Origin of the sequence: Micromonospora sp. WMMD737, assembly GCF_049179055.1 — a bacterium.
In the GTDB taxonomy this organism is placed as follows: Bacteria; Actinomycetota; Actinomycetes; order Mycobacteriales; family Micromonosporaceae; genus Micromonospora; species Micromonospora reichwaldensis.
This window is the reverse complement of the sequence record NZ_JBMHMH010000001.1, coordinates 6,358,679-6,383,792: the sequence shown is the minus strand read 5'-3', so window position 1 is coordinate 6,383,792 and position 25,114 is coordinate 6,358,679. Positions and strand designations below refer to the sequence as shown.

Genomic DNA, 25,114 nt, shown 5'->3' with positions numbered 1-25,114 from the left:
GCTAGAGCGGGATGCGCCCGTGCGCGCCGCGCCGCCGGACGGGGCCGGCGGCGGGCGCGGACACGGGACGGGCCCGGGTGTCCTCCGGGCGGACGACCTCGGCGACCACGCCGAGGTCGGGTGCGCGGTGGGGGCCGCCCACGACCCGCCCGTGTTCTGCGACGCCACGCGCCACGAGTTCGCGGCGTCCGGTCCCGCCGGGCGCCGCGATCGTCGTGTGGTGGATGGCGGCGAGGGCGTCGAGCGGCGTGGCGTCGGGCGGCGTGGCGTCGAGCAGCGTGGCGCCGCGCCGCCGTGCCGGCCGGGGCAGCCGGTGCAGCGGGGCGCGGCGTTCGCGCTCGGTGGTCATCGCGATCAGCTCACCCTGCGCTCGTGACCCTGCCAGAATCGCTCGCGCAGCTCGCGGCGCAGGATCTTGCCGCTGGGGTTGCGGGGCACCCGGTCGATGAACTCGTAGTGCAGGGGCTGCTTGAAGGCGGCGAGCTTGCCGCGCAGGTGCAGGGCGAGGTCGCTCTCGGTGAGCTGCTGCCCCTCCACCGGCACCACGAACGCGTGCACGGCCTCGCCCCAGCGCTCGTCCGGCACGCCCACGACGGCCGACTCGGCGACCAGCGGGTGGCGCCCGATGACGTGCTCGACCTCCGCCGGGTAGACGTTCTCCCCCGCCACGATGATCATGTCCTTGATCCGGTCCCGGATGAACAGGTAGCCGTCCTCGTCCAGCACGCCCGCGTCACCGGTGACCACCCACCCGTCGACGAGCGTCTTCGCCGTGGCCTCGGGCAGGTTCCAGTACTCGACCATCGCCGCCGGCGTACGCAGCCAGACCTCGCCGATCTCGCCGGGCGGCAGCGGCTCGCCCCGGCTGTCGGCGATCTTGACCTCGAAACCCGGGTAGGGGCGCCCCGCCGCCTGCATCCGGCCGCTGTCCGGCGTGTGGTCGGCCGGGGGCAGGCAGATGGCCGTGTTGCCGGTCTCGGTCAGGCCGTAGATCTGGGCGAACTCGCAGCCGAAACCCTCGACGCAGCGGGCCAGCAGCGCCGCCGAGATGGGCGCGCCGCCATAGACCACCTTGCGCAGCGAGGTGAAGTCCTCCTTCGACACGCCGGGCTCCGCCAGCAGCAGCCGCAGCATCGCGGGCACCAGGCAGGCGGTGGTGACGCGCAGCGTCCTGATCAGCTCGACCGCGCCCGCCGTGGTGAACTCGCGCATCACGACGTTCGTCACGCCCGACACGAAGCCCTGCGTCGCCCACCACAGGCCGCCGATGTGGAAACCGGCCATGCCGACGAGGCTGACGTCGCCCTCGCGCCAGTCGATCCAGTCCAGTTCCGCCGAGGCGAGCGCCTGGCGTACCGCGAAGAAGCTGCGGTGCGCGAGTACGACGCCCTTCGGCAGGCCCGTCGTGCCGCTGGTGTACATCTGCACCAGCGGCGTGTCGGGGGTGACCCTGGCCAGCACGTTCGCGTCCGGTTGCGCCGACACCCAGGCGGTGAAGCCGGCCCCGGCGGCACCCGGCTCGTCGAGCCCGACCACCCCGGTCAGCGTCGGCAGTTCCGCCGCCAGCTTCTCGGCGACGGCGGCCGAGTCCGAGTCGACGAAGAGCAGGGCCGCGCCCGAGTCGCGCAGGATGTGCTCGACCTCGCCGGCGGCCAGCCGCCAGTTGATCGGCACCAGCACCACGCCGGTCTTCGCGGCGCCGAAGAGCAGCTCGTAGTAGTGCTCGGACTCCCTGCCCAGGTAGGCGATGCGGTCACCGGGGCGCAGGCCCGCCGCCTGGAGGGCGCGCGCGACCTGGTTGCTGACGCGGTGCAGGGTGGCGTAGTCGACGCGCCGGCCCTCGCAGACCATGGCGACGACGTCCGGCTGCTGGACGGCGTGCCTGCGCACCACGTCGACGAGGGTGCGCAACTGAACAGTCACCGGGTCCTCCTCAGGGGACGTACGGGTGGGGGCGGCTCACGCCGCGTCGGCCTGGAAACGCATGCCGGGCGGGTTGACCAGCGCCATCCGTACCTCGCCGTCGGCGACGCCACCCTGGGTGTCCCAGAAGCGCCAGGGCATGTCGATGATCTGGACCGGCTTGCTGCGGTTGCGCTCGCTGAACTCGGCGAAGGAGACCTCGCCGTGGAACGACGACGAGTCGATCGGCCGGCGGAACCTGCTGGTGAAGTTCGCGATCAGCATGTCCGGCAGCTGCTTGGCCCAGTAGTCCTCCATCGTCCACGCGGCCAGCGCGGGCACCGCCCGCTCCTGGACGCACTTGGCGATCAGGTAGTACATGAGCTGGTTGAAGCAGATGTTCACCTCGACCGAGTTGAGGTGACCGGTGTCGTCGATGTAGCACGGGTACGGGATGGCGAACTCGCCCTCCGCGCTCGCCAGCCCGTTGGCGACGGTGACCGTCGCGGACTTCAGGTACTGGGTCTTCGGCCTCGCGTACGGGCGCAGCACGTCCGAAAGCAGTCCCGGGTCGTTGGCAAATGTCGCACGCCCGATAGGCGCACTGTTCTTCACCGGCGATGTGGTCATTGCTATTCCTCCTTTGCGCACGAGTGCGAAATTGAAGGTAATCGCGGCCGGCCCATCAGCCGGTAACAGCGGAAGAACTCAGCCGACGCCCGTGGCGGACCCGGCCGACGAGCCGGTCCAGCAGCATGTCGGAGGTGAGCGACAGGTCCGCGAGCAGCGGGTCGGTCGACAGCAGCGCCAGGTGCAGCGCCTGGATCCGCTCCGAGGGCTCGATGCCGAGTTCGTTCATCATCCGCCGCCGGAACCGCAGGTAGACCTCCAGCGCCGCCGGCGTGCGGCCCGACCGGTGCAGCGCGAGCATCAGCATCGTGTGCGCCGACTCGTGCAGCGGGTGCTCCACGACCAGCGACGCGAGCTCGGAGGTCGCCTCCCGGTGCCGGCCCAGGCAGAGGTCGGCGTCGATCCTGGTGGTGTACGCGTAGAACCGTCGCTCCTCGAGCCGCGCGGCCTGGGCGCGCAGCTGCGGGCCCCACTGGCCCTGGTGCACGACGTTGCCGCGCCAGAGCGCCAGCGACCGGCGCAGGTGCGCGCCAGCCTGTTCGTAGTCGCCCGCGTGCATCGCCGCGGTGCCCGCCGTGACCAGCTCGTCGAACTCGACGATGTCGAGCTGCTTCGGGTCCGCCCGCAGCGTGTAGCCCCCGGAGCAGGTGAGCAGGACGTCGCGCGCGATGTCCTCGACGGAGCCGCCGAGCACGCCGCGGAAGAGCTTGCGCACCTTGAACATGTACGTCTGGAGGGTGGCGTGGGCGGTGCGGGGCGCCCCCGTGCTCCACAGCTCCCGGACGAGCACCGACGCGCCGACCGGCTGGTTCACGTTGAACAGCAACGCGGACAGGACCAGCCGCAGCTTCGGTGCGCTCGGTGCGATGTCGACCCCGTCGTGCCGGATGACGAGCGGGCCGAGCAGTTCGAACCGCAGCCCGGCGAGCGGGTTCCCCGCCGGGTGCCGGGGCGGCACGACCGGCGGCGGCTCGGCGCGCCGGACTTCCGTCGCGGGTTCGGCCGCCGACTCCAGCAACGCGGCGAGGAGCGTCAGTTTCTCCTCGTGCGACATCGATCCCAGTTCCGCAAACTTGGTAATCATTTCGCCGACCTCGCTATCAGTCGGATCCACCGCACTTTCCACTGCCGACGATCGTGTCGGCGTACTGGTTCCGTGACGGGAGCGACGATTCCGACCAGGGGGAGTCAGGACAGGCTTCTACGCTATTCCAAGCGAAGGTCGAGCCGATAGTGACCGCGTCATGGACGGGCATGACCAAACGAGGGGGCAGCATGTGACCGCGGCACTTGCCCGCAGCCTGCGCTGCCGCGAGGCTGGCTGGAGGCACGCTGGAGTGTCGCTGGAGCGGCACTGGTCGAGCAGGGAGCAGCCATGTCGGGTGGGGATGCACAGCTGCGCGTCGGGTTCAAGCGGCACCTGCGGGCCCACGTGGTACGCGGCGACGCGGTCTACCTGCTCTCCGAGCGCGGAGCGACCTCGGTCAGCGGGGCGCACGTCGAGGCCCTCGCCCCGCTGCTCGACGGCACCCGTGACCTGACGGAACTGGTCCGGGACAGTCCGGCCGGGATGTCGCCCGCCGAGATCGGCACGGTGGTCCGGCGGCTCGTCGACGCCGGCCTGGTGACGCTGCGGCCGGCGCGGGAGGCGGAGGCCGACGAGCCCGCGCTCGCGTACTGGGAGGCGGCGGGTCTGGACCCCACCGCCGCCGTACGGGCCACCGCCACCGCCCGGGTCGACCTCGTCCGCGTCGGCGGCCGTGCGGAGGACGCCGTGGCGGCGACGGACGCGCTGCGCGCGGCCGGGTTGACGGTGACGCCGGTGTCCGGGAACTTTTCGGCCCCGCCCGCCGACTTATCGATTGTGCTCTGTGAGGACTACCTCGACGAGGGGTTGGCTGCCGTCGACGCCGCGCATCGCGCGGCAGGCCGGCCCTGGCTCCTCGCGAAGCCGGGCGGCGCACAGGTGTGGGTGGGGCCCGTGTTCGACCCCGCCGCCGCGACGGGGTGCTGGCACTGCCTGGGGCACCGGCTGCGCGGCCACCGCCAGGCCGAGACGCGCCTGCGCGCCGTCGTCGGCCCCGGCACGGAGATCGGCACCCCGCCGGTGTCGCTGCCCCCGCTCGGCGCCGCCGCCCTGCACCTGGTGGCGTTGGAGGCAGCGAAGTGGACGGCCGGGCTCCGGCACGACGGGCAGCGCGCGGTGTGGACGTTGGACAGCGTCACCCTGCGCGGCGCCCACCACGAGGTGCGCGCCCGGCCGCAGTGCCCCGAGTGCGGCGACCCCGGCATCGAGCGGGACCGGGCGTTCCGCCCCGTGCCGCTGCGCAGCCGGCCGAAGGCGTCCCGCTCCGGCGGCAGCCACCGCGCCCTGCCGCCGGAGCGGGTGCTGCGCGACTACGGGCACCTGGTGAGCCCGGTCAGCGGCGTGGTCAAGGAGATCACCCGCGACGGGCGGGGCCCGGCCTTCTTCAACTCGTTCCGCTCCGGCCCGAATCTCGCGATGACCACGCGCAGGAACGCCGAGCAGATGCGTTTCGCGCTGCGGGCCGAGAACGGCGGCAAGGGCGTGACCCCCGTGCACGCCGAGGTGAGCGCGCTGTGCGAGGCCATCGAGCGGCACAGCGCGTACTTCCACGGCGACGAGGCCCGGGTCACGGGCAGCTACGCCGAGCTGGCCGGCACCGCCGTCCACCCCGACGACTGCCTGCTGTTCGACGAGCGGCAGTACGCCGACCGCGACCGCTGGAACGCCACCTGCTCGCCGTTCCAGTACGTGTGCGCGCCGTTCGACGACGCGGCCGTGACGAGCTGGACCCCGGTGTGGTCGCTCACCGAGCAGCGGCACCGCCTGCTGCCCACCTCGATGCTCTACTTCAACGTGCCGGAGCAGCACGGCGGGATGTCGCTGTGCGCGGACTCCAACGGCAACGCCGCCGGCAGCAGCCTGGAGGACGCGCTGCTCCAGGGCCTGCTGGAGGTGGTGGAGCGCGACGCCGTGGCCCTCTGGTGGTACAACCGCACCCAGGCCCCCGCGGTCGACCTGGACAGCTTCCGCGACCGCTGGATCGACGAGCTGAGGGAGGTCTACGCGGGCCTGCACCGCGAGGTGTGGGTGCTGGACGTGTCGTCGGACGTCGGGATCCCCACCATGGCCGCGCTGTCCCGGCGCACCGACAAGCGGTGCGAGGACATCATGTTCGGCTTCGGCGCCCACCCCGACCCGCGGGCGGCGCTGGTCCGCGCGCTCACCGAGATGAACCAGTTGATGCCGACCGTGGCGGAGGTCGGCGGCGACGACGACGGCGGGTACGGCTGGTCCGATCCGGACGCCGTACGGTGGTGGCGCACCGCCACCTGGGCCGGGGACGCCTACCTGCGGCCCGATCCGGCGGTGCCGGCGCGCCGGCTCGCCGACTACCGCCACACCCCGACGGACGACCTGCTGGCCGACGTCCGCTCGGTGCAGCACAGGTTGGAGGCACTGGGACTCGACGTGCTGGTGCTCGACCAGACCCGCCCGGACGTCGGGCTCCCCGTGGTGAAGGCCATCGTGCCGGGGATGCGCGGCTTCTGGGCGAGGTTCGCGCCGGGCAGACTGTTCGACGTCCCGGTGCAGCTCGGCAGGCTCGACCGCCCCACGGAGTACGAGAACCTCAACCCGATACCACTTTTCGTGTAGAGCGGGGTGCACGTGGCCCCAGCCACGCCCGTCGAGGAGCCAGGTTGCCATCCGACGCCGACACGTCCCGCCCCGGACCGAGCCTGTCGCTGTGGTCCTTCCGGGACGACGTGACCATCGAGACGGCTGAGGACGGCAGTCTGACCATCCTCACCCGCTGGGGCGACGTCCCGGTGGGCCGCCCCGCGCCCGCCGTCGAGGAGGTCCTGCACCGCATGACCTACGGGCCGGTCGCGCTCGGCAACGTCGCCGGGCTGGACGGGCACGCCCTCCGGTCGCTCCTCGACCGTCTGCCCGGCCGGATAGTCCGCTCGCTCGGCTCGCGGGACTCACCGGTGCCGCTGCTGTCCGTCCAGCCGGTGTCCCCGCTGGGGGTGTTCGAGCTGCCGGAGGTGGCCGAGGACCAGCCGGTCAGGTTGTCCCGTTTCGCGTTCGCCCACCAGCGGGACGGGGAACTGGTGCTCGAGTCCCCGCTGTCGCACCACCGGGTGCTGCTGCACCGGCCGCAGGTGTCGCTGGTGCTCGGCGCGCTCCCCCGCGCGACCACCGTCGTCGAGGTGGCGCGGCGGGTCGGCCTGGCGCTGCCCGGGGTGGCCGACGTCGTCGCCTACCTGGTCGGCGCGGGCATGGTCGTCGTCGGTGCGGCCGGCACGTCGCGGTTCCACGAGGACTCCGACCCCACGCTGGCGATGTGGTCGCCGTACGACCTGCTGTTCCACTCGCGCAGCAGGCTCGGCACGCACGACGACCCCGCCGGCGCGACGTTCCGTCACGTCGCGACCCTGCCGCCCCCTGCCGCCGTCAAGCCGGCGCCCGCCGGGCCGCGGATCCCGATGTACCGGCCGCCCGTCCCGGTTCCGCACGGGATGACGCTCACCGAGGCCGTCGACCAGCGCCGGTCCACCCGCACGTTCGCCGAGGCGGCGCCGTCGACCCGCGAACTCGGGGAACTGCTCTTCCACACGGCGCGGGTCCGGATGCAGACGGTGGCCACGGCTCCGGACAACGTGCGGTACACGGTGACGCGACGGCCGTATCCCAGCGCGGGTTCGCTGTACGAGCTGGAGTTGTACCTGACGGTGGACCGCTGCCCGGACCTGCGGCGCGGGATCTACCACTACAGTCCGGTCGAGCACGCGCTGACCCTCGTCAACTCCAGTCCGGCGGACATCGACGAGATGCTCGACAACGCCCGGGTGTCCGTCGGGGGCCGGCGGCCCCCGCCGGTGCTGATCACCATGACCGCGCGGGTGGGCAGGCTCTCCTGGGTGTACGACAGCATCTCCTACGCCACCACCCTGAAGCACGTCGGCATGCTCCAGCAGACGCTCTGCCTCGTCGCCACGATGCTCGGGCTCGCCACGTGCGCCCTGACCATGGGCGACGCCAGGGTCTCCGCATCGGCGTTCGGGCTCGACTGGCCGGCGGAGGTCGGAGTCGGCGAATTCGCCATCGGACTACCCGAAAACGACATGTCCTGTAACGACGAGTACCTGGGCGTGCACGGAATGTGAATAGGCCGATCGACCGCCGGCAAATGGTTCGGCGACACTTCGCGGGCGGGCGCGAAAACAGCATTCAGGATGCGTGCGGGCGCGTGATAGAACGGGGTTAATTGCGCCGGCCCGACAGGGGATGCCAAGTTGATCAAGGTGTTGTTGGCCGAGGACATGCACATGGTCCGCGATGCGCTGGTCGCGTTGCTCAACCTGGAGCCGGACATCGAGGTCGTCGCCGCGGTCGCCTCGGGCACGGAGATCCTCCCCATGGCGCGGCGGTTCCGGCCCGACGTCGCCGTGATCGACATCGACCTGCCGGGCAAGGACGGGCTCTCCGCCATCGCCGACATCCAGGTCCACCTGCCGGAGATCCGCACCCTGGTCCTGACCGCGCTCGGCCGACCGGGCACCCTGCGCCGGGCGTTGTCCGCCAAGGCGACCGGCTTCCTGCTGAAGGACGCCCCGACCGAGCAGCTGGTCGACGCCATCCGCAGCGTCGCCGCCGGCCGCCGGGTCGTCGACAGCCAGCTCGCGATGTCCGCCTGGGACAGCGCCGAGTGCCCCCTCACGGCGCGCGAGACCGAAGTCCTCCGCCTCACGGCGGAGGGACTCCAGGCCGTCGACATCGCGGCGCAGATGTTCCTGTCAGTCGGCACCGTCCGCAACTACCTGACCACGATCGTCAACAAGCTCTCCGCGCGCAACCGCGTCGACGCCATCCGGGTCGCCCGGGAGGCCGGCTGGTTGTGACCGGGACGCCCCGTGGCGCTCCAGCCGCAGGGGCACCCTGGCGCAGAGCCGGAACTGGTCCGGCTGCTGGTCGACCGTCAGCGAGCCGCCGATCTCCTCGGCGCGTACGCACAGGTTGCGCAGCCCGTTCCGACCGCTGCCCGGGTCCCTGGGCGGCCCGACGGCCAGGTCGTCGTTCACGATCTCGATCCAGGCGTCGTCCTGCGTCTGCCGGATGGTGATGTCGCAGCGCTTGGCCTTGCTGTGCCGCAGGATGTTGGTCACCCCCTCCCGCAGCACCGTGGCGAGCACCGTGCTCACCTGGACCGGCAGGTCCAGGTGGTCGCTGTCCAGCTGCACCTGGATGTCTGCGGCGGACAGCACGGACACGGCGGACCGGCACTCCTCCTCCAGCGACAGTTCGCGGTAGCCACTGGCGACGGTCCGCGCGTCCGAGAGCGCGACCCGCGATATCTCCAGGATCTCCAGCAGCTGGTCGCTCGCCTCCTGCGGTGACTTCTCCATCAGCCGGTGCACCAGCTCGATCTTGAGCGAGATGGCGGACAGACTGTAGCCGAGCAGGTCGTGCAGGTCGCGGGCGAACCGCAGCCGCTCCCGCAGCACCGCCATGCGGGCGATCTCCGCACGGCTCTCCTGCACCTCGACGACGAGGGCGGTCAGCCGGGACAACCCGTACACCACGAGCCCTGTCGTGACGGTGGAGATCGCGGTGTAGAGCATGTCGATCGGCGCGCGGGTGAAGATCCACTGCGCGACGGCCATCGACGCGACGATGAGGACGAAGGTCACCCACGCCGTGACCGCCCGCAGCACGAGCAGCACGCTGCCCGCCAGGAAGCCCGGCATGCCGACCCACGCCTGCCCGAAGGTCAGGATCGGCAGGTAGACCAGCGCGGCCTGGGTGGCGAGGACGCCGTAGCCCAGCGGCGTGCGCAGGCGTCCGTGGTCCCGGCCGTACCACAGCAACTGCATCGCCATCAGGACGGCGATGCACGTGAACGACAGCGCGATGGCGACCGGACCGACCGGCAGGAACATGACGTGGATGAAGCCGATGAGACTGATGCTTGCGAAGACGGCGGTGACGACGCCCATCGCGAGACGGGGCGCCGGTAGCGGCGCGGCCCCTCGCGATGATGAGCGCCCTGGTGTGACGGAGAGGTTCACGGCAGCAGCGCTCTCGTATGCTCTAGCGCAGCCGGTGTACGCCCAGAGGCCAACTGGCCCCGTACCCGGTGTGGCCGGCCCCCCGCCAGCCGCGATGCCCGGTGACGGGCGTCGATCCAACAACCACGACACACTCCCCAGTGATCGACCCGAGGGCGGGAATGCCTCGTCGACCCGCGCAGGAACCCGGTGCGGCCGATCGGACGCCGACAGGCGTCGCACCTCACCGAGTTGTTACGCAACGCAAACGATTTTGACGGATTCCCGGCCCCGAATTGCGATGTGCCCTTACGGACACCTTCCCCCTTGAGGGTCGACCTTTCCACAAAAAAATGACGGCCGTCAAGCCGTCCATCCCTGGCCGCCGAAGCGCGAAAGGGTCCTAATCGATGCTAGGGAACATTTGCCACCGTCACGTCATATCCTCTAGTAGGGACATTTGGCGCGGGGGCCGCCGCGCGGTGGTGAGGGCCTACCGGGGCAGCGCCGGACGCCGCCGAGGGGCCGGTGCCAGGACCGACACGAGGTCGCGGCGGGCCCGCGCGACGCGGGAGCGGATCGTGCCGACGGGACAGCCGCACAGTTCGGCCGCCTCCGCGTATCCGAGGCCGACGACCTGGGTGAGCACGAACGCGTCGCGGCGGGCCGCGGGCAGCGTGCGTACCGCGAGGTTGAGCGCGACCGTGTCGTCCGGGCCGGGCAGGTGGTGGGCCGCGGAACGCTCCGCGGTGGCCTGCCAGTCCTGGTCGGACACGATCCGGGGCCGGCTCGCGGCGGCGCGGAAGTGGTCGGCGGCCACGTGCCGCGCGATGGCCAGCAGCCAGGACCGTGCGTGGTGGCGCCCGGTGAACAGGTGCGCGCTGCCCAGCGCGCGGACGAACGTCTCCTGCGTCAGGTCCTCGGCGTCGGCGTGCCCCACCAGATAGACCAGGAATCGCCAGACGTCACGCTGCGTGCTGCGGACGAGAGGATCCGCCGCGGAACGGTCGCCGCGCCCGACGGCCAGGGCCAGAGCCGTGACCGCGCTTTCTTCCAGTGGCTCCGACATGAATTCACGGTAACCATGCGGGATGCGGAGAAGAACGGATTCCAGTGGCAGTCCAGTCGGCCTCATCGCCGGGAACCAGAATTCGGTGGAACCGTTCGGGCAGCGTGCCGGGCGTCCCGGGGACCGCGCAGCGCACGGGCGCGGGGAACGCGGCGACGGGCGCGCGCCCGACGGGGGCCGCCCGCCCGGGGCGCGCCGCCCGCCCGACGGGGTGCCGCCCGGCCGGGTCCGGCCGGGCGGCGGGCACGTGCGCCGCACCCGGCTCAGCCCGTCTTGGCCAGCGGCCGGGCGCCGTACGTGACGCGGACGACCCCGTCGTCGTGACGTTCCGTCTCGGCGGTGACCCCGAAGACCCCGGACAGCACCTGGGGGGTGAGCGCCTCCAGCACCGGCCCCGACGCGACCACCTCCCCGCGGTCCAGCACGACGAGGCGGTCGCAGCTGCGCACCGCGAGGTCCAGGTCGTGCAGCACCGCCAGCGTGGTGACGGCCAGCGTGTGCACCAGTTCCAGCAGCTCGAACCGGGCCCGGATGTCCAGGTGGTTGGTCGGCTCGTCGAGCACCAGGAGCTGCGGCTGCTGGGCCAGCGCCCGGGCGAGCAGCACCCGCTGCCGCTCACCGCCGGACAGCGAGCCGTAGATCCGGTCCGCGTGCCCCAGCATGCCGGTGCGCTCCAGCGCGTCGACGACGATGTCGTTGTCGTCGGCCGTCTCGCGGTCGAACACCCCCTTGTGCGGGGTCCGACCCAGCGCGGCGACCTCCCGCACGGTCAGGCCCGGCGGGGTGGGGCTGTTCTGCAGGACGGCGGCGGTCCGCCGCGCAGCCGCCCGCGCCGACAGCGACCAGACGTCCTCGTCGCCGAGCAGCACCTTCCCGTCGGCGGGCCGGACCGACCGGTAGATGGTCCGCAGGAGCGTGGACTTGCCGCTGCCGTTGGGGCCGATCAGGCCGACGACCTCGCCGGGCGCGACCTCCATGCTGACGTCGCGGAGGATCGGCGTGCCACCGATGGAGACGCACACCTGCTGCACCTGAAGCTTCATCGAAAACCTCCGTGGAAACCCCCGGCTCTAGCCGTGGGGAGGAAACGGAACTCCTGCGGAGCAGGACAGGAAAGGCCGATCCGCGGTCAAGGAGGATGGGGGTCCACCCGCACGTCAACGCAAGGCTTACTGGCTATGTTGCTAGGCTGTGAGCCATGGCCAGGTAGGAAGTCAAGAGTGGGACAGGCTCCTATCCCGGCGCATCAGCCAGATGAAGAACGGTGCGCCGAAGAGGGCGGTCAGGATGTTGAGGGGCAACTCGTTCGGCGGGTCGACCGTCCGGCACAGCAGGTCGACGACCACGAGGTAGACCGCGCCGACGAGGGCCGCGAGCGGCAGCACCCGGCGGTGGTCCACGCCGAACGCGAGCCGTACCAGGTGGGGCACCATCAGCCCGACGAAGCCGATGCCGCCGGCCACGGCGATGAGCACGCCCGCGAGCAGCGACGTCAGGACGATCGACACGATCCGCAGCCGCTTGACGTCGATCCCGAGCGCGGTCGCCGACTCGTCGCCGGTGACGAGCGCGTTGAACTGCCGGGCGTACATGGTCAGCAGCACGGTCACCGCGAGGACGACCACCCCCGCGACCTGGAGTTGCTCCCAGCGGGCGCCCGCGACGCTGCCGAGCAGCCAGAACATGATCTGGCGCATGTTGTTGGGCGTCGTCTGCAACTGGAGCAGGCTCGTGATCGAGGTGAACACGTAGCTGATCGCGACGCCCGCGAGCACGAGCCGGACCGGGTTGAGCCGACCGTGCTGCTGCCCGAGGGTGAAGACCAGCGCCACCGCCAGCATCGCGCCGACGAACGCCGCACCCGACACCCCGAGTCCGCCGGCCGCGCCGGCGCCCAGCGCCATCACGGTGACGGCGCCGACCGAGCCGCCCGCCGACACCCCGAGGATGAAGGGGTCGGCGAGCGGGTTGGCCACGAGGGCCTGCAACACGACGCCCGCGACCGCGAGCCCGGCGCCGCACAGCGCGGCCAGCAGCACCCGTGGGATCCGGAAGGTCCAGACGATCTGGTCGTGGGCCGGGTCCACGGCGGGGGTCGCCCCGGTCAGGTGCGCCCAGACGATCCGGCCGGTGTCGCCGATGGAGACCGGCACCGAGCCGACGGCCGCCGCGACGAGGATCAGGACGACCAGCAGTACGCCGAGCACGAGCAGACACAGCGGCAGGGGCGCGCCGTGCAGGGGGGCGGGCCGGGTGGCGGGGCGCTTCGGCGCGGCCGACACCCGGCTGTTCGTGGAACGCGACAAGGTGGTCATGGCGCTCAGAACGCCTCGGGGTGCGCGGCCTGCGCGATCTTGGCGACCGCGAGGTGGTTGCTGGGGCCGAGGTAGATCGAGTCGGACAACACGACGTAGCGGTTGTTCTTCGCCGCGTCCCACTGCGGGAACTGGGCGAGCAGCTTCTTCGCGTCCGCGTCCGGATCCTTCGACATGTAGTTCACGACGAGCAGGACGTCCACGTCGGCCTTGGCGACCTGCTCGCGGGAGAGGTTGGCGAACATCTGGTCGGTGGCGCCCTCGAAGGCGTTCACCGCGCCCGACTTGGCCATGATGTCGTTCCAGATCCCGTTGCCGCCGACCGAGCTGAACTCCCCGCCCATCGCCATGCCGGGGATGATCAGCATGACCTTCTGCTTCGGCAGGCTCGCGGTCTTCGTCCCGACCTCGGCGATGCGCGCCTTCGAGTCGGCGATGATCTTCTCGGCGCGCTCGGACACCCCGAAGATGGCCCCGAGGTCGCGCAGCAGCGCGTAGCTGTCCTCGACGGTCGGCGTGCCGGAGACCGTGCCGACCTCGCCGCACGAGCTCTTCGGGGCGTACGTGTTGGCCCCGACGGCCGCGAGGTCGTCGCGGGTCGCGAAGCCCGCCTCGGCGCGGAAGCCGCCGTCGTACGTGGAGATCACGAAGTCGGGCGTCAGCCCGATCATGGCCTCACGCGGGATGTCCGACATGTCGTTGAGCTTGATGTTGCCCGTCGGCAGCTTCTTGATCGCGTCGACCCGGCCGTCGACCTCGGAGGCGCCGTAGGACTGCGCGTTGGCGACGATCCGGTCGGCGACGCCGAGTTCCAGCAGCGCGGAGACCTCCGCGACCGACCCGCCGTTCATCACGACCACGCGGCTCGGCGCCTGCTGGTAGGTGTACTTCTTGCCGCAGTTGGTGATCGTCACCGGGTAGCCCGCCTTCGGCGGGTCGTTCGACTGGCCGGCCTCGCTCTTGGCCGTCGAGCAGGCCGTCGTGAGAAGCAGGGCGGCGACGGCCGCCGCGAAGGGGAGTCGCTTGAGTTTCATCCGGTCCTCCGAGCAGTTGACGTGGTGACGGGCGACGGCGCCGCCGCCTCTTCCGGTTCCGCTGCCGCGGCCGCGGGCTTGGGCAGGTGGTGCAGACGGACACTGACCAGGCCGGCGCAGATCGCGGAGGCCGCGAGCAGGAGCGCGGTGACCGCGAAGGCCGTCGCGTGGTCGGCGAAGGGCACGTCGGGGTCGCCGGGCGTCGCGCCGAGCACGGTGCGGTAGCAGACCCCCGCGACCGCGACCCCGAGCGCCAGGCCGAACTGCGTCACGGTGGTCGCCATGCCGGACGCCGCGCCCGCCTCGGCGGGCCTGACCCGGCCGAGGATCCCGGCCACCAGGGGTGAGACGACCAGGCCCTGCCCGAAGCCGGCCAGCGTGACCACCGCGACGAGCATGGGCGCCTGCGCGGACTCGGGCGCCTGGACGACGGCCGCGCTGGCCAGCAGGACGGCGGCGAGCAGGCCGCAGCCCACGGCCGGGGTCGGCGCCGAGACCAGGCGTGCCACCCGGCGGCTCGCCGCGGAGCCCAGCGAGAAGCCGATCCCGAGCGGTACGAACATCAGCGCCGCCGTGAGCGGCGTGAAGCGCAGCCCCGTCTGCAGGTAGTAGGTGAACACGAGGAAGAGCCCCGAGTTCGTGGCGAACAGCGCCAGCACCGTCAGCAGGGACAGCCGCATCCCGGGGGCGGTGACGACCCGCGGCGGGAACAGCGGCTCGCCGCCCTCGCGGTGCAGGCGCCGCTGCTGGCGCACCAGCACGACGGCCAGGACGAGGGCGAGCGGCACGCCGAGCCACAGCCACGGCGAGCCGTCCGTCCCGAAGACCAGGGGCACGAGCAGGGCGGGGGCCGCCACGATGGTGAGCGCCGCGCCCGCGAGGTCGAGGCGGTGCGGCGCCTTCGGCACGGTACGCGGCAGGATCCCGCCCAGCGCCAGGATCGCGATCCCGACGGGCACGTTGACGAGCAGCGCCGGCCGCCAGCCGAGACCGAAGAGGTCGGCCTCGACGATGAGACCGCCGCCCGCGATGCCGCTGATCACGCCCAGGCCGATGACCACGCCGTAGACGCTGATGGCCCTCGCCAGCCGGTCCGGATCCTGCATCGTGGCCCGGATGATCGCGAGCACCTGGGGCGCCATGAACGCCGCCGTGGCGCCCTGGAGGAAGCGGGCCACGATGAGCAGGTCGGCGTCCGGCGCGATGCCGCACAGCAACGAGGTCACCGTGAAGCCGGCGACGCCCCAGAGGAACACCGTGCGGTGGCCCATCCGGTCGCCGAGCCGCGCGCCGGTGACCATCAGGGCCCCGAACGCGATCACGTACGCGGCGCCGACGAACTGGATCTGGTCGAAGCCCGCGTCGAGGTCGCGCTGGATGGACGGGCTGGCCACGTTGACGACGAAGCCGTCCACCTGGGTCATGAACGTCGCGGCGAGGACCGCGCCGAGCCCGAGCCACTCACGCCGTTCGCTCATGTTGCCCTCCGAAGGTCGCCGACAGGTGCGAGTACGGCGCCGACCCGCGCCAGGGGACCGGCGGCGAGCATGCCGTCGTGGGTGCAGTCCAGCCGGTGCACGTCGATGCGCCCGTCGACGTGTGGCGCCCAGCTCCGCGGGCCGGGCCAGTCCGGTGTCTTGCCCTCGGTCGCCTCGACGACCAGCACGTCGGCGCCGAGGCGCCGGGGCGTCCAGCCGGCGGCGAGCTGCGAGTTGCGCGCGAAGGCGTCGTACGCGAGGCGACGCTGCGCCTCGTCGAGGCCGCCGAGCACGGCCTGGCCGAGCACTGCGGCGGCCGCCTCGTGCTCGGCGGGCGGCGGCAGCTCCCGCCAGGCGGCCGGCACCGGATACGAGTCGAGCAGCGCGAGCAGGGCCACCGCCTCGCCCGACTCCGCGAGCTGCGTGGCCATCTCGTGGGCCACCAGGCCGCCGAACGAGGCGCCGAGCAGGTGGTACGGCCCGGCGGGCTGGATCTCACGGATGCGGCGCACGTGGTCGGCGGCCAGGTCGGCGACGCTCGCGCACCCGGCGGCGGCGACCGACTGGAGTCCGTACACCGGGCGGTCGGGCAGGCTCGCCAGCAGCGCGGCGTAGGACCACGCCAGCCCGGTCGCCGGCGCGACGCAGAACAGCGGTGGCCCGCTCCCCCGCGTCCGCAACGGGAGCAGCACCTCCGTCGAGCCGCCGCCGGTGTCCGTGGCGAGCGCCGGCGCGAGCTTCGCGACGGTCGGTGCCTCGAACACCGTCCGGATGCTGATCTCCACGCCGAACTCGGCGCGTACCCGGCCCATCAGCCGGGCGACGAGCAGGGAGTGCCCGCCGAGCGAGAAGAAGTCGTCGTCGATGCCGACCTCCGGCAGGCCGAGCAGGTCGGCGAAGAGACCGCACAGCACCGCCTCGCGGTGGTCGCGGGGCGCGCGACCGCCGACCGTGGCGGCCAGGTCCGGCGCGGGCAGCGCCGCGCGGTCGAGCTTGCCGTTCGTGGTACGCGGGATCGCCTCCAGCGCGACGAACGCGGGCGGCACCATGTAGTCGGGCAGCCGCTCCGCCACGAACTGCCGCAGCGCGGCGGGCTCCGGCGCGGCGTCGCCCACCGGCACGACGTAGCCGACGAGCCGCACATGACCGGGCGCGTCCTCGCGGGGCACCACCGCCGCCTGGGCGACCGCGGGGTGGGCCAGCAGGACCGCCTCGATCTCCCCCGGTTCGATGCGGAAGCCCCGGATCTTGACCTGGTCGTCCGCGCGGCCGAGGAACTCCAGGGTGCCGTCGCGCCGCCAGCGGGCGAGGTCGCCGGTGCGGTACATCCGGCTGCCCGGGGGGCCGAAGGGATCCGTCACGAACCGCTCGGCGGTCTGCTCCGGACGGTCGTGGTAGCCGCGGGCGACCGGCGCCCCGGCGAAGTACAGCTCGCCCACCGTGCCGGGCGGGACGAGCCCGCGCGCCGGGTCCAGCACGTACGCCCTGGTGTTGGTCAGCGGCCTGCCCACGATCGGCTCGGCGCTCTCGGAGAGCCGGCACCAGAGGGTGTCGACCGTGCACTCGGTGGGGCCGTACAGGTTGTAGACGGTCGTGCCGGCGTCGCGCAGGGCCGTCCAGAGCGCGGGGCCGGTGGCCTCGCCGCCGAGCGCGAGCACGGCGGGCCGGTGCCGGCCGGCGTCGAGGAACCCGTTCGCCACCAGTTCCTCGGCGTACGTGGGGGTGATGTCCATGAAGTCGATCCCGTGCCGGTCGACGTAGTCGAGCATGGCGGCGGGGTCCCGACGCCGGTCGTCGTCGACGAAGTGCAGCTCGTGGCCGTCGAGCAGCCACAGCAGGCCCTCCCACGACGTGTCGAACGACAGCGACGCGGACAGCGCGGCCCGGCACACCCGGCCGGCGGCGGCCGGTCGGATCATCGTGTCGCGGTGGTGGTGGAAGAGGTTGACCAGGCCACGGTGCTCGACCACGACGCCCTTCGGCACGCCCGTGGAGCCGGACGTGTAGATGAGGCAGGCCGCGTGCTCCGGCGCGACGCCGGTGTCCGGTACGGGCGCGTCGGGCGCCTCGGCCAGTTCCGCGACGGTCGCGGGGGCGTCCACGAGCAGGACCGGGACCTCCGACTGCCGGTGCCCGGCCCACAGCGCCCCGGTGGCGAGCAGCACGACGGGCGCGCTGTCGGCGAGCATCGCCGCGACCCGCCGGGCGGGCAGGTCCGGGTCGACGGGCACGTACGCGGCGCCGGCCTTGAGCACGGCGAGCAGCGCCACGATCGCCTCGGAGGTGCGGGGCAGCAGGAGCCCCACGTGCCGGTCGGGGCCGGCCCCCCGGGCGACGAGCAGGTGGGCGAGGCGGTCGGCGCGGCGGTCGAGTTCGGCGAAGGTCAGCGTGGCGTCGCCGGCCACCAGCGCCGTACGGTCCGGCGTCGCGGCGGCCTGTGCCGCGAACAGCGCGGGTACGGTCACCGCCGGCAGGGGCCGGGCCGTGTCGTTCCACTCCTCCAACAGGAGCCGGCGCTCGCCGTCGAGGAGCAGGTCGACGTCGGCGACCGGAGTGTCGGCGGCGTCGGTCACGCGGCGCAGGAAGGCCAGGAACCGGGTCAGGTGACCGGTGAACTCCTCGTCGTCGTAGCAGTTCGGGTTGGCGTCGAGGACGATCCGCAGTCCGCTGCCGTCCGCCCGGTCGTACACGTGGACCACCAGGTCCTCGACGAGCCCGGCGCTGACGTTGTGCACGACGCCCCGGTGCCCGGCGAAGCGCAGGCCGTAGTCGAACGGCATGATGTTGACCGACGGGCCGAACAGCTTGCGCTCGCTGGCGACCATCCGCAGGTCGCGGCGCAGTTGCTCGTAGCGGTAGCGCAGGTGCGGGCGCCCGGCCCGCAGCTCCGCCGCGACCTGCGCGGTGAGGCCCGCCAGTGTGGCGGTGGGCTCGACGCGGACCCACAGCGGCACGACGTTGGTGACCATGCACGGCACCCGCAGCGACACCGAACCGAGCCGCGCCATGACCGGCAGCGCGAGCGTCAGCTCGTCCGCGCCGGTCATCCGGTGCAGGTACGCCGCGAAGGCCGCGATGACGGTCTCGCTCCACGTGGTTCCGGTGGCCTTGGCGACCGCCTTCAACGCGTCGACGCCGGCGGTGTCGAGGTCCGCGGTGGCGCGGCGCACCGTCCGCCCCAGCTTTCCCGTGCGGCGGGCGAGCACCACCGGCGCCGGCCGGCCCTGCGCCCGGGTCGTCCAGTGCTCGCGCGCGGCGGCGTACCTGTCCGAGTCGGCGTAGGCCCGGTCCTCGTCGACCACGGCGGCCAGCGACCCGAACGTCCGGGGCGGGGGTTCACGCCCCTCGACGAGGGCGGTGTAGAGCTCGGCGACCCGGCGGGCGACCAGGGACAGCCCGTACCCGTCCAGGGCGATGTGGTGCACCCGCTGGTACCACAGGAGGTGGTCCGGGCCGAGCCGGAGGAACGCCTGCCGGAACAGCGGGTCCTTGCGCAGGTCGACGGGGGTGTCGAGGTCGGCGCGCATCCAGGCCGTCGCGGCGGCGAGCGGATCCGCCTCGGCGCTGGTGTCGATGGTGTGCAGCGGCCACGAGCCGTCGTCGCGGGGGCGTTGCCACGGGCGCCCGTCGGCGTCCTCCTCGAACACCACGTTCAGCGCCTCGGCCTCGCCGACGGCCCCGCGCACCGCCGCCTCCAGCAGCGGCACGTCGACCGGGCCGCGGATCTCCACGTACTCGGCGGTGTTGAACGCGGGGCTGTCCGGGTCGAACTGCTGACCGGTCCAGATGCCCTCCTGGGCGGCGCCCAGCGGCAACGGCTCAGCCATCGCCGCCCACCAGCAGCTTCACCCAGTGCTCCACCGTCGGCCGCTCGGCCAGATCGACGAAGCTGACCTCGGCGCCGGCGTCGCGCCACCGCTCGATGAGCGTCATCAGGCGCACCGAGTCCAGGCCGCAGTCGAACAGATCCTCCGCGTCGAAACTCTCGTCCGGGCGACGGTGGAGCATCTCGGCGACGTCCGCCCTGATCCTCGCCGCCGTCAACTGACCTGCCACGTCATGCCTCTCGACCTCGTGCGATGTGGACATCGGTGGGATCCGACGGCGACGCCGTCGGATCCCACCGCGGATCGAACGTCCGTGCGGGACTAGGCGGCGTCCACGTCGTCGTAGACGGTGACGCGGTAGGACACGGCCGGCTCCGGCGTCGCGGTGTGCAGCGCCCGGTGGACCAGGCTCTGGTTGTCCCAGAGGAGCATGTCGCCCTTCTCGAACGTCTGGAGGTGGATGTTCTCGTGCTCGTAGGTGCGGTCGAGCTGGCCGGTGGCCGTGAGCAGCTCGGCCAGCAGTTCCGGCCGGTCGTTGCCGTCCGCGTCCTGCACCGACAGCGTGAAGCCCTCGCTCAGGTAGAGCAGGGTCTCGTCCGTGTGCGGGTGCGGGAACGCGAGCGGGCTCGTCACCGGCGGGGTCTTCGCGTTGACCTCGTCGATGATCTCCGAGATCGGCCGGTAGACGTCGGTCGGCCGGATCTTGAAGTACCGCAGCACGCTGTGCGTCGCCGTCTTGTCCTTGACGGCCAGCTTCAGCTCCTCGGAGAGCTGCTCGTAGGCGGTCGCCAGGTTGATGAAGTAGGTGCCCCGGTTCTTCGACGGCACGACCTGCGGGTAGATCATGGTGATGTCGAACGGACGCGGCATGAACTGGTAGTCCGAGTGCCAGAACTTTCCGGTCTTCGGCACCCCGATCTGGCGGCCGTCCTCCTCCTTGACGTTGGAGGAGACGAACACCTCCTTCACCTCGGGGTGGTGGTAGACCGGCTCGTAGTACTCCGCGACCCGGCCCAGCCGCTGGCCGAGCGCCAGGAACTGCCGCGGCGACAGGTCCTGGTTCTTCAGCACGACGATCTTGTTCGAGTAGATGGCCTTCTTCAGCTCGACGATGTCCTCCGGCGAGGCGGTTTCCGCGTCGAAACCCTCCACGATCACGCCGAACTTCTTTCCAGCCTGCGGGGTGATTTTCATTCGCACTCCTCTGAGCGGTGGTCCCGGGCTCCGCGTACCTCAGTAGTCGCGTCCGGTCGGTCAACAGTTCCCGCCCCGACAGATGTGTGGGGCCGAATTGCCTGCTCAATTACCGCGCTGTGGGTTCACATTTCCGCGAACTCCTCTGCGAGTCTCGGCCTGCCTCTCCCGCAGCACCTCGGCGTGACAGGCGTGGATGACGGCAGCGGCGGTGTGCGGGTCGTCGCGTACGACGAAGTGACCGCTGCCGGGAATGACGTAGTGCTGCGCCCTCGGGAGCACCCGCCGGGCCCGCAGCGCGTCGCGCAACGGGACCACGCGGTCCTGGTCGGCCCAGACGAGGTTCACCGGCGTCGTGTCGAAGGCGTCGGCGCGGAACGAGTAGAGCCCCGCGTACCGGCTCAGGGCGGACAGGTCGCTGGTGATCATCGAGGTCACGTCGGCGGCGGCCACGTCCGGCCGGAGGGCGGCGGGCCGGGCCGACACGCTGCCCATGACCATCCTGCGGACCACCCCCCGGTTGAGCAGCCGCCCCCGCGTCCTCGGCCCCACCGCGGCGCTCATCCGCAGGATCGCGTGGGTCCGCACCACGCACATCGAGGCGTGGCAGACCGCCCGGAACCCGATGCTGCACAGGGCGGTCACCGCCGCGACGGGCACCCGACGCGCCAGTTCGAGCGCGATCACCCCGCCGAGCGAGTGCCCGACCACGTGCGGCCTGCGCAGCCCCAGCGCGGCGATCCGCTCCGCGACGTACTCGGCGAGCCTCGGCACGACGTCCCGGTCGTACGCGAGCCCGGGCACGCTGCCATGACCGGGCAGGTCGATCGCGAGGGTCCGGGCGAAGCCCGGGATGCGTTCGACGACGGCGTCCCAGCTCGCCCGGCCGAGACCGGCCGCGTGCAGCAGCAGGAGCTGAGGATCCTCCGCGAGCCGGCTCGGCTCGGCCATGGTGCGGCTCCGTTTCTTCCGTACGGACGTGCGCGCTCGACGCGTCAGGAGGCGGTGACCATCGGGGCGCGCGACGCCTCGGCCGTGTCGGCCCGCTCCGGGAGTTCGTTGCCGGCGAGCGCCTTGAACCGCCGCAGCCGCAGGCTGTTCGACACCACGAACACCGAACTGCCGGCCATGATCAGACCCGCCAGCATCGGATTGAGCAGCCCGCTCGCCGCGAGCGGGATGGCCGCGACGTTGTACGCGAAGGCCCAGAACAGGTTGCCCTTGATCGTGCCGAGGGTGCGCCGCGACAGCCGGATGGCGTCCGCGGCCACCCGCAGGTCGCCGCGGACCACCGTCAGGTCGCCGGACTCGATCGCCACGTCGCTGCCGGTGCCCATCGCGATGCCCAGGTCGGCCTGCGCGAGGGCGGCGGCGTCGTTGACGCCGTCGCCGACCATCGCGACGACCTTGCCGTCGGCCTGGAGCCGCTTGACCAGCTCGACCTTCCCGGCGGGGAGGACCTCGGCGACCACGTCGTCGATCCCCACCTCCGCCGCGATCGCCGCCGCCACCGCGGCGTTGTCGCCGGTCAGCAGGATCGGGTGCAGCCCGAGCCGCTTGAACTGCGCCACCGCCGCCGCGCTTGTGGACTTCACCCGGTCGGACACGACGAGCATCCCCCGCAGGGCGCCGTCCCAGCCGACCATGACCGACGTACGGCCCGCCGCGTCGGCCGTCGCCTTGGCGGCGACCAGCTCCGGGGGCAGGTCGGTCGCCCACGCGCCCAGCAGCGACGCCCGGCCGACGACGACCTCGTGGCCGTCGACGGTGCCGCGCACGCCGACGCCGGCCTCGCTGGCGAAGTCCGCAACCGGGGGCAGTTCGCCGCACCGGTCCCTGGCTCCCGCGACGACGGCCCGGGCGATGGGGTGCTCCGACGCGCTCTCCAGTGCGCCGGCGAGCCGCAGCAGCTGGACGTCGTCCTCCCCGTCGACGGGGACGACCTCCACGACGGACATCTCGCCGGTGGTCACCGTGCCGGTCTTGTCGAGCACGACGGTGTCGACGGTCCGCGTGGACTCCAACACCTGCGGTCCCTTGATGAGGATGCCGAGCTGGGCGCCCCGGCCGGTGCCGACCAGCAGCGCGGTCGGCGTCGCCAGTCCCAGCGCGCACGGGCAGGCGATGATCAGTACGGCCACGGCGGCGGTGAACGCGGCCGCCGCCGGCTGGCCGGAGCCGAGCCAGTAGCCCAGCGTGGCGAGCGACAGCGCGATCACCCCTGGCACGAACACCGCCGACACCTGGTCCGCGAGCCGCTGGACGGCGGCCTTGCCGGTCTGCGCGTCCTCGACGAGCCTGGCCATCTGCGCGAGCTGCGTCTCGCCGCCCACCTTCGTGGCGCGGACGACGAGCCGCCCGCCGGCGTTCACCGTCGCGCCGACGACCTCGTCGCCCGGTCCCACCTCGACGGGCACGGACTCGCCGGTGAGCATGCTCGCGTCGACCGCCGAGGAGCCCTCCTCCACGACGCCGTCGGTCGCCACCTTCTCGCCGGGCCGCACGAGGAACCGGTCGCCGACGGCGAGGGCCGAGATCGGCACGATCGCCTCGGCGCCGTCGCGCAGCACCGTCACGTCCTTGGCGCCCAGCGACAGCAGCGCGCGCAGCGCGGCGCCGGATCGGCGCTTCGCGCGGGCCTCGAAGTACCGGCCGCAGAGGATGAACAGGGTCACGCCCGCGGCGACCTCCAGGTACATGTTGCCCTCGCCGGGCGTCCGCTCCAGGGTGATCCGGAACGGGTGCCGCATGCCGGGCACGCCGGCGGTGCCGAGGAACAGCGTGTACAGCGACCACACGAACGCGGCGAGCGTGCCCACCGAGACCAGCGTGTCCATCGAGGCGGCGGCGTGCCGGAGGTTGGCGAAGGCGGCCCGGTGGAACGGCCACGCCCCCCACACCACGACCGGCGCGCTCAACGTGAGGCAGGCCCACTGCCAGTACTCGAACTGGAGCTGGGAGAACATCGACATCGCGATGACCGGCACCGCCAGCACGGCGACGACCCAGAGGCGGTGGCGGGCCGCCCGCAGCTCACGGTCGTGCTCGGCCTCCTCCGCGGCCGCCGGATCCGGGACGTCCGCCGCCGGTGCCGCAGGCGGCAGCACCGGTCGGGCCGTGAAGCCGATCTCCTCGACGGCGGCGATCACCGTCTCCCGCGACACCTGGGGCGCGAGGAGCACCTTCGCCTTCTCGGTGGCGTAGTTGACGGTCGCCTCCACCCCGTCGATGTCGTTGAGGCGCTTCTCGATGCGCGCGGCGCAGGCCGCGCACGTCATGCCGCCGATCAGCAGTTCCAGGTGGTTCTCGGCCCTGGCCGTGCGCGGCTGCACCGGCCGGGCCGTGAAGCCGATCTCCTCGACGGCGGCGATCACCCGCGCCTGCGTGGTCCCGGGCGGGAGGAGCACCTTCGCCTTCTCGGTGGCGTAGTTGACGGTCGCCTCCACCCCGTCGATGTCGTTGAGGCGCTTCTCGATGCGCGCGGCGCAGGCCGCGCACGTCATGCCGCCGATCAGCAGTTCCAGGTGGTTCTCAGCCGTGGCCATGCTCGGTGCCCCCCTCCGTGCCGCCGCCGGTCGTGTCGGCCGGGACAGCGGCTCCGCCGTTGCGCACGGCCTCCTCGTTGCGGGCCTTGGCCGCCGCGAAGGCCTCCTCGCTCAGGCCGTGGGGCGGCGGGTTGGGGCCCTTCACGCGCAGCGTGAACGACGCCGTGCGCACGACGCCCTGGTGCTGGAAGTCCAGGAACAGCCGGTAGTCGCCGAAGCTCGGCGCGGTGGCGTGGAACAGGACGTCCGGACCGGGCGCGGTCTGCCCGTCGCCCGGCGTGCCGTCGGGGTGCACGTGCAGGTACGCCATGTCGCCGTCGCGCAGCGCGACCAGGTGCCCGAAGGCGCCGAGGTACGGCTCCAGGTCGGTGACCGGCTTGCCGTCCTTCGCGACGCTGAGCGTCAGCTTGCCGCTCTTGCCGGGCGTCAGCTCGCCGCCGAGGGTCACCGTGTAGCCGTCGACCGTCGAGGTGGTCGACGGCGCGGGCAGCGCCTCCGGCCGGTAGTCGCCCGACACCGACACGTCCGCCCCGAGCGTCTCGCCGTGGATGCCCCACAGCGGCATGTAGTCGGCGAAGACGCGGTACTCGCCCGCCGCCGCGAAGGTCAGCGGCACCCGCCACACGCCGTCCGAGCCGAGGTTCGGGTGGACGTGCTGGAAGTTCGACAGGTCGCGCCGCGCCACGATCAGGTGCATCAGCTTCTCGTGCTGCGGCTTGTACTTCACCAGCGGCGTGCCGTCGTGCTGCAGGATCTGGAAGGCGAAGGTCTGCTTCGTGCCCGCCCGGACGTTGTCCGTGATCACCTTCAGGTTCATGCTCTCGTGGTTGATGGTGAGGCCGTACGAGGACTCCTCGGCCACGGCGGCCGGCTTGGCGGCGGGTGCGGCCGCGGGAGCGGCGGTCGGCGGCGGTCCGACCACGCGGCCGACGGTGTAGGCGCTCCCCAGCACCAACACCAGGGCGAGCGCGAACGCGCCGAGCTTCGTCAAGGTCTTCATGAATAACCGTCCTGTTTCGACAGGGTTGGCGTGGAAGCGGGCA

General features: G+C 72.3%; 19 protein-coding genes. 3 read left to right on the top strand and 16 right to left on the bottom strand.

The window, feature by feature from the left end; translation table 11 throughout:
- Nucleotide 1: 1 nt before the first annotated feature.
- The 4 genes from ACN27A_RS28415 to ACN27A_RS28400 are packed head-to-tail and all read right to left on the bottom strand — an operon-like array spanning nucleotide 2 to nucleotide 3,616.
- Nucleotides 2-349, bottom strand: coding sequence for a hypothetical protein (locus ACN27A_RS28415; RefSeq protein ID WP_421457647.1), 348 nt, complete (start codon nucleotides 347-349; stop codon nucleotides 2-4).
- A gap of 5 nt (nucleotides 350-354) precedes the next feature.
- On the bottom strand, nucleotides 355-1,923 hold the full coding sequence (locus tag ACN27A_RS28410; protein WP_225851891.1) for a fatty acid--CoA ligase: 1,569 nt from the start codon (nucleotides 1,921-1,923) through the stop codon (nucleotides 355-357).
- 36 nt (nucleotides 1,924-1,959) lie between these two features.
- The gene (locus ACN27A_RS28405; RefSeq protein ID WP_421457646.1) at nucleotides 1,960-2,532 is read right to left on the bottom strand and encodes an FcoT family thioesterase; all 573 of its coding nucleotides are present in this window, start codon (nucleotides 2,530-2,532) and stop codon (nucleotides 1,960-1,962) included.
- A 55-nt stretch (nucleotides 2,533-2,587) separates the two neighbouring features.
- Nucleotides 2,588-3,616, bottom strand: a complete 1,029-nt coding sequence (locus ACN27A_RS28400) for an AfsR/SARP family transcriptional regulator (RefSeq protein ID WP_421457645.1) — start codon at nucleotides 3,614-3,616, stop codon at nucleotides 2,588-2,590.
- Between the two features lie 291 nt (nucleotides 3,617-3,907).
- Between ACN27A_RS28400 and ACN27A_RS28395 the strand changes: the two genes are divergently transcribed.
- From ACN27A_RS28395 to ACN27A_RS28385, 3 genes are all read left to right on the top strand, one after another.
- Nucleotides 3,908-6,214, top strand: coding sequence for a TOMM precursor leader peptide-binding protein (locus ACN27A_RS28395; RefSeq protein WP_421457644.1), 2,307 nt, complete (start codon nucleotides 3,908-3,910; stop codon nucleotides 6,212-6,214).
- A gap of 44 nt (nucleotides 6,215-6,258) precedes the next feature.
- Nucleotides 6,259-7,728 (top strand): SagB family peptide dehydrogenase, encoded by a 1,470-nt coding sequence (locus ACN27A_RS28390; protein WP_421457643.1) that lies wholly within the window; start codon nucleotides 6,259-6,261, stop codon nucleotides 7,726-7,728.
- 129 nt (nucleotides 7,729-7,857) lie between these two features.
- A complete protein-coding gene (locus ACN27A_RS28385) occupies nucleotides 7,858-8,463 on the top strand; it encodes a response regulator transcription factor (protein ID WP_421457642.1) in 606 nt (201 codons plus the stop codon).
- Here the strand turns inward: ACN27A_RS28385 and ACN27A_RS28380 are convergent.
- The 12 genes from ACN27A_RS28380 to ACN27A_RS28325 all read right to left on the bottom strand — a co-directional run bounded on the left by ACN27A_RS28380 (nucleotide 8,359) and on the right by ACN27A_RS28325 (nucleotide 25,071).
- Entirely contained in the window at nucleotides 8,359-9,558 is a 1,200-nt protein-coding gene (locus ACN27A_RS28380; RefSeq protein WP_421457641.1) for a histidine kinase, read from the bottom strand. The genes ACN27A_RS28385 and ACN27A_RS28380 overlap by 105 nt on opposite strands.
- Before the next feature lie 544 nt (nucleotides 9,559-10,102).
- A complete protein-coding gene (locus tag ACN27A_RS28375) occupies nucleotides 10,103-10,678 on the bottom strand; it encodes a sigma-70 family RNA polymerase sigma factor (RefSeq protein WP_421457640.1) in 576 nt (191 codons plus the stop codon).
- A 263-nt stretch (nucleotides 10,679-10,941) separates the two neighbouring features.
- Nucleotides 10,942-11,721 (bottom strand): ABC transporter ATP-binding protein, encoded by a 780-nt coding sequence (locus tag ACN27A_RS28370; protein ID WP_421457639.1) that lies wholly within the window; start codon nucleotides 11,719-11,721, stop codon nucleotides 10,942-10,944.
- A 171-nt stretch (nucleotides 11,722-11,892) separates the two neighbouring features.
- Complete coding sequence (locus ACN27A_RS28365) at nucleotides 11,893-12,993, bottom strand: FecCD family ABC transporter permease (RefSeq protein ID WP_421457638.1); 1,101 nt, start codon at nucleotides 12,991-12,993, stop codon at nucleotides 11,893-11,895.
- A 5-nt stretch (nucleotides 12,994-12,998) separates the two neighbouring features.
- Complete coding sequence (locus ACN27A_RS28360) at nucleotides 12,999-14,027, bottom strand: ABC transporter substrate-binding protein (RefSeq protein WP_421457637.1); 1,029 nt, start codon at nucleotides 14,025-14,027, stop codon at nucleotides 12,999-13,001.
- Nucleotides 14,024-15,505, bottom strand: a complete 1,482-nt coding sequence (locus ACN27A_RS28355) for an MFS transporter (protein ID WP_421457636.1) — start codon at nucleotides 15,503-15,505, stop codon at nucleotides 14,024-14,026. The genes ACN27A_RS28360 and ACN27A_RS28355 overlap by 4 nt, the downstream gene beginning before the upstream one ends.
- Nucleotides 15,502-19,332, bottom strand: a complete 3,831-nt coding sequence (locus tag ACN27A_RS28350) for an amino acid adenylation domain-containing protein (RefSeq protein ID WP_421457635.1) — start codon at nucleotides 19,330-19,332, stop codon at nucleotides 15,502-15,504. Before ACN27A_RS28350 ends, ACN27A_RS28355 begins: the two co-directional genes overlap by 4 nt.
- A complete protein-coding gene (locus ACN27A_RS28345; RefSeq protein ID WP_225851889.1) occupies nucleotides 19,325-19,594 on the bottom strand; it encodes a phosphopantetheine-binding protein in 270 nt (89 codons plus the stop codon). The genes ACN27A_RS28350 and ACN27A_RS28345 overlap by 8 nt, the downstream gene beginning before the upstream one ends.
- Nucleotides 19,595-19,653: 59 nt before the next feature.
- The gene (scoE, locus tag ACN27A_RS28340) at nucleotides 19,654-20,526 is read right to left on the bottom strand and encodes a (3R)-3-[(carboxymethyl)amino]fatty acid oxygenase/decarboxylase (protein ID WP_132240686.1); all 873 of its coding nucleotides are present in this window, start codon (nucleotides 20,524-20,526) and stop codon (nucleotides 19,654-19,656) included.
- Nucleotides 20,527-20,631: 105 nt separating this feature from the next.
- Nucleotides 20,632-21,477, bottom strand: coding sequence for an alpha/beta fold hydrolase (locus ACN27A_RS28335; protein ID WP_421457634.1), 846 nt, complete (start codon nucleotides 21,475-21,477; stop codon nucleotides 20,632-20,634).
- Nucleotides 21,478-21,521: 44 nt separating this feature from the next.
- Nucleotides 21,522-24,071: a heavy metal translocating P-type ATPase gene (locus tag ACN27A_RS28330; protein ID WP_421457633.1), complete on the bottom strand. Its 2,550-nt coding sequence runs from the start codon at nucleotides 24,069-24,071 to the stop codon at nucleotides 21,522-21,524.
- Nucleotides 24,058-25,071 (bottom strand): hypothetical protein, encoded by a 1,014-nt coding sequence (locus ACN27A_RS28325; RefSeq protein ID WP_357579770.1) that lies wholly within the window; start codon nucleotides 25,069-25,071, stop codon nucleotides 24,058-24,060. The genes ACN27A_RS28330 and ACN27A_RS28325 overlap by 14 nt, the downstream gene beginning before the upstream one ends.
- Nucleotides 25,072-25,114 lie beyond the last annotated feature (43 nt).

Coding starts and splice junctions, on each gene's coding strand:
- ACN27A_RS28415 (WP_421457647.1), bottom strand. CDS start 349: ATGACCACCGAGCGCGAACGCCGCGCCCCGCTGCACCGGCTGCCCCGG.
- ACN27A_RS28405 (WP_421457646.1), bottom strand. CDS start 2,532: ATGACCACATCGCCGGTGAAGAACAGTGCGCCTATCGGGCGTGCGACA.
- ACN27A_RS28400 (WP_421457645.1), bottom strand. CDS start 3,616: ATGATTACCAAGTTTGCGGAACTGGGATCGATGTCGCACGAGGAGAAA.
- ACN27A_RS28395 (WP_421457644.1), top strand. CDS start 3,908: ATGTCGGGTGGGGATGCACAGCTGCGCGTCGGGTTCAAGCGGCACCTG.
- ACN27A_RS28380 (WP_421457641.1), bottom strand. CDS start 9,558: ATGGGCGTCGTCACCGCCGTCTTCGCAAGCATCAGTCTCATCGGCTTC.
- ACN27A_RS28375 (WP_421457640.1), bottom strand. CDS start 10,678: ATGTCGGAGCCACTGGAAGAAAGCGCGGTCACGGCTCTGGCCCTGGCC.
- ACN27A_RS28370 (WP_421457639.1), bottom strand. CDS start 11,721: ATGAAGCTTCAGGTGCAGCAGGTGTGCGTCTCCATCGGTGGCACGCCG.
- ACN27A_RS28365 (WP_421457638.1), bottom strand. CDS start 12,993: ATGACCACCTTGTCGCGTTCCACGAACAGCCGGGTGTCGGCCGCGCCG.
- ACN27A_RS28360 (WP_421457637.1), bottom strand. CDS start 14,027: ATGAAACTCAAGCGACTCCCCTTCGCGGCGGCCGTCGCCGCCCTGCTT.
- ACN27A_RS28355 (WP_421457636.1), bottom strand. CDS start 15,505: ATGAGCGAACGGCGTGAGTGGCTCGGGCTCGGCGCGGTCCTCGCCGCG.
- ACN27A_RS28350 (WP_421457635.1), bottom strand. CDS start 19,332: ATGGCTGAGCCGTTGCCGCTGGGCGCCGCCCAGGAGGGCATCTGGACC.
- ACN27A_RS28345 (WP_225851889.1), bottom strand. CDS start 19,594: ATGTCCACATCGCACGAGGTCGAGAGGCATGACGTGGCAGGTCAGTTG.
- scoE (WP_132240686.1), bottom strand. CDS start 20,526: ATGAAAATCACCCCGCAGGCTGGAAAGAAGTTCGGCGTGATCGTGGAG.
- ACN27A_RS28335 (WP_421457634.1), bottom strand. CDS start 21,477: ATGGCCGAGCCGAGCCGGCTCGCGGAGGATCCTCAGCTCCTGCTGCTG.
- ACN27A_RS28330 (WP_421457633.1), bottom strand. CDS start 24,071: ATGGCCACGGCTGAGAACCACCTGGAACTGCTGATCGGCGGCATGACG.
- ACN27A_RS28325 (WP_357579770.1), bottom strand. CDS start 25,071: ATGAAGACCTTGACGAAGCTCGGCGCGTTCGCGCTCGCCCTGGTGTTG.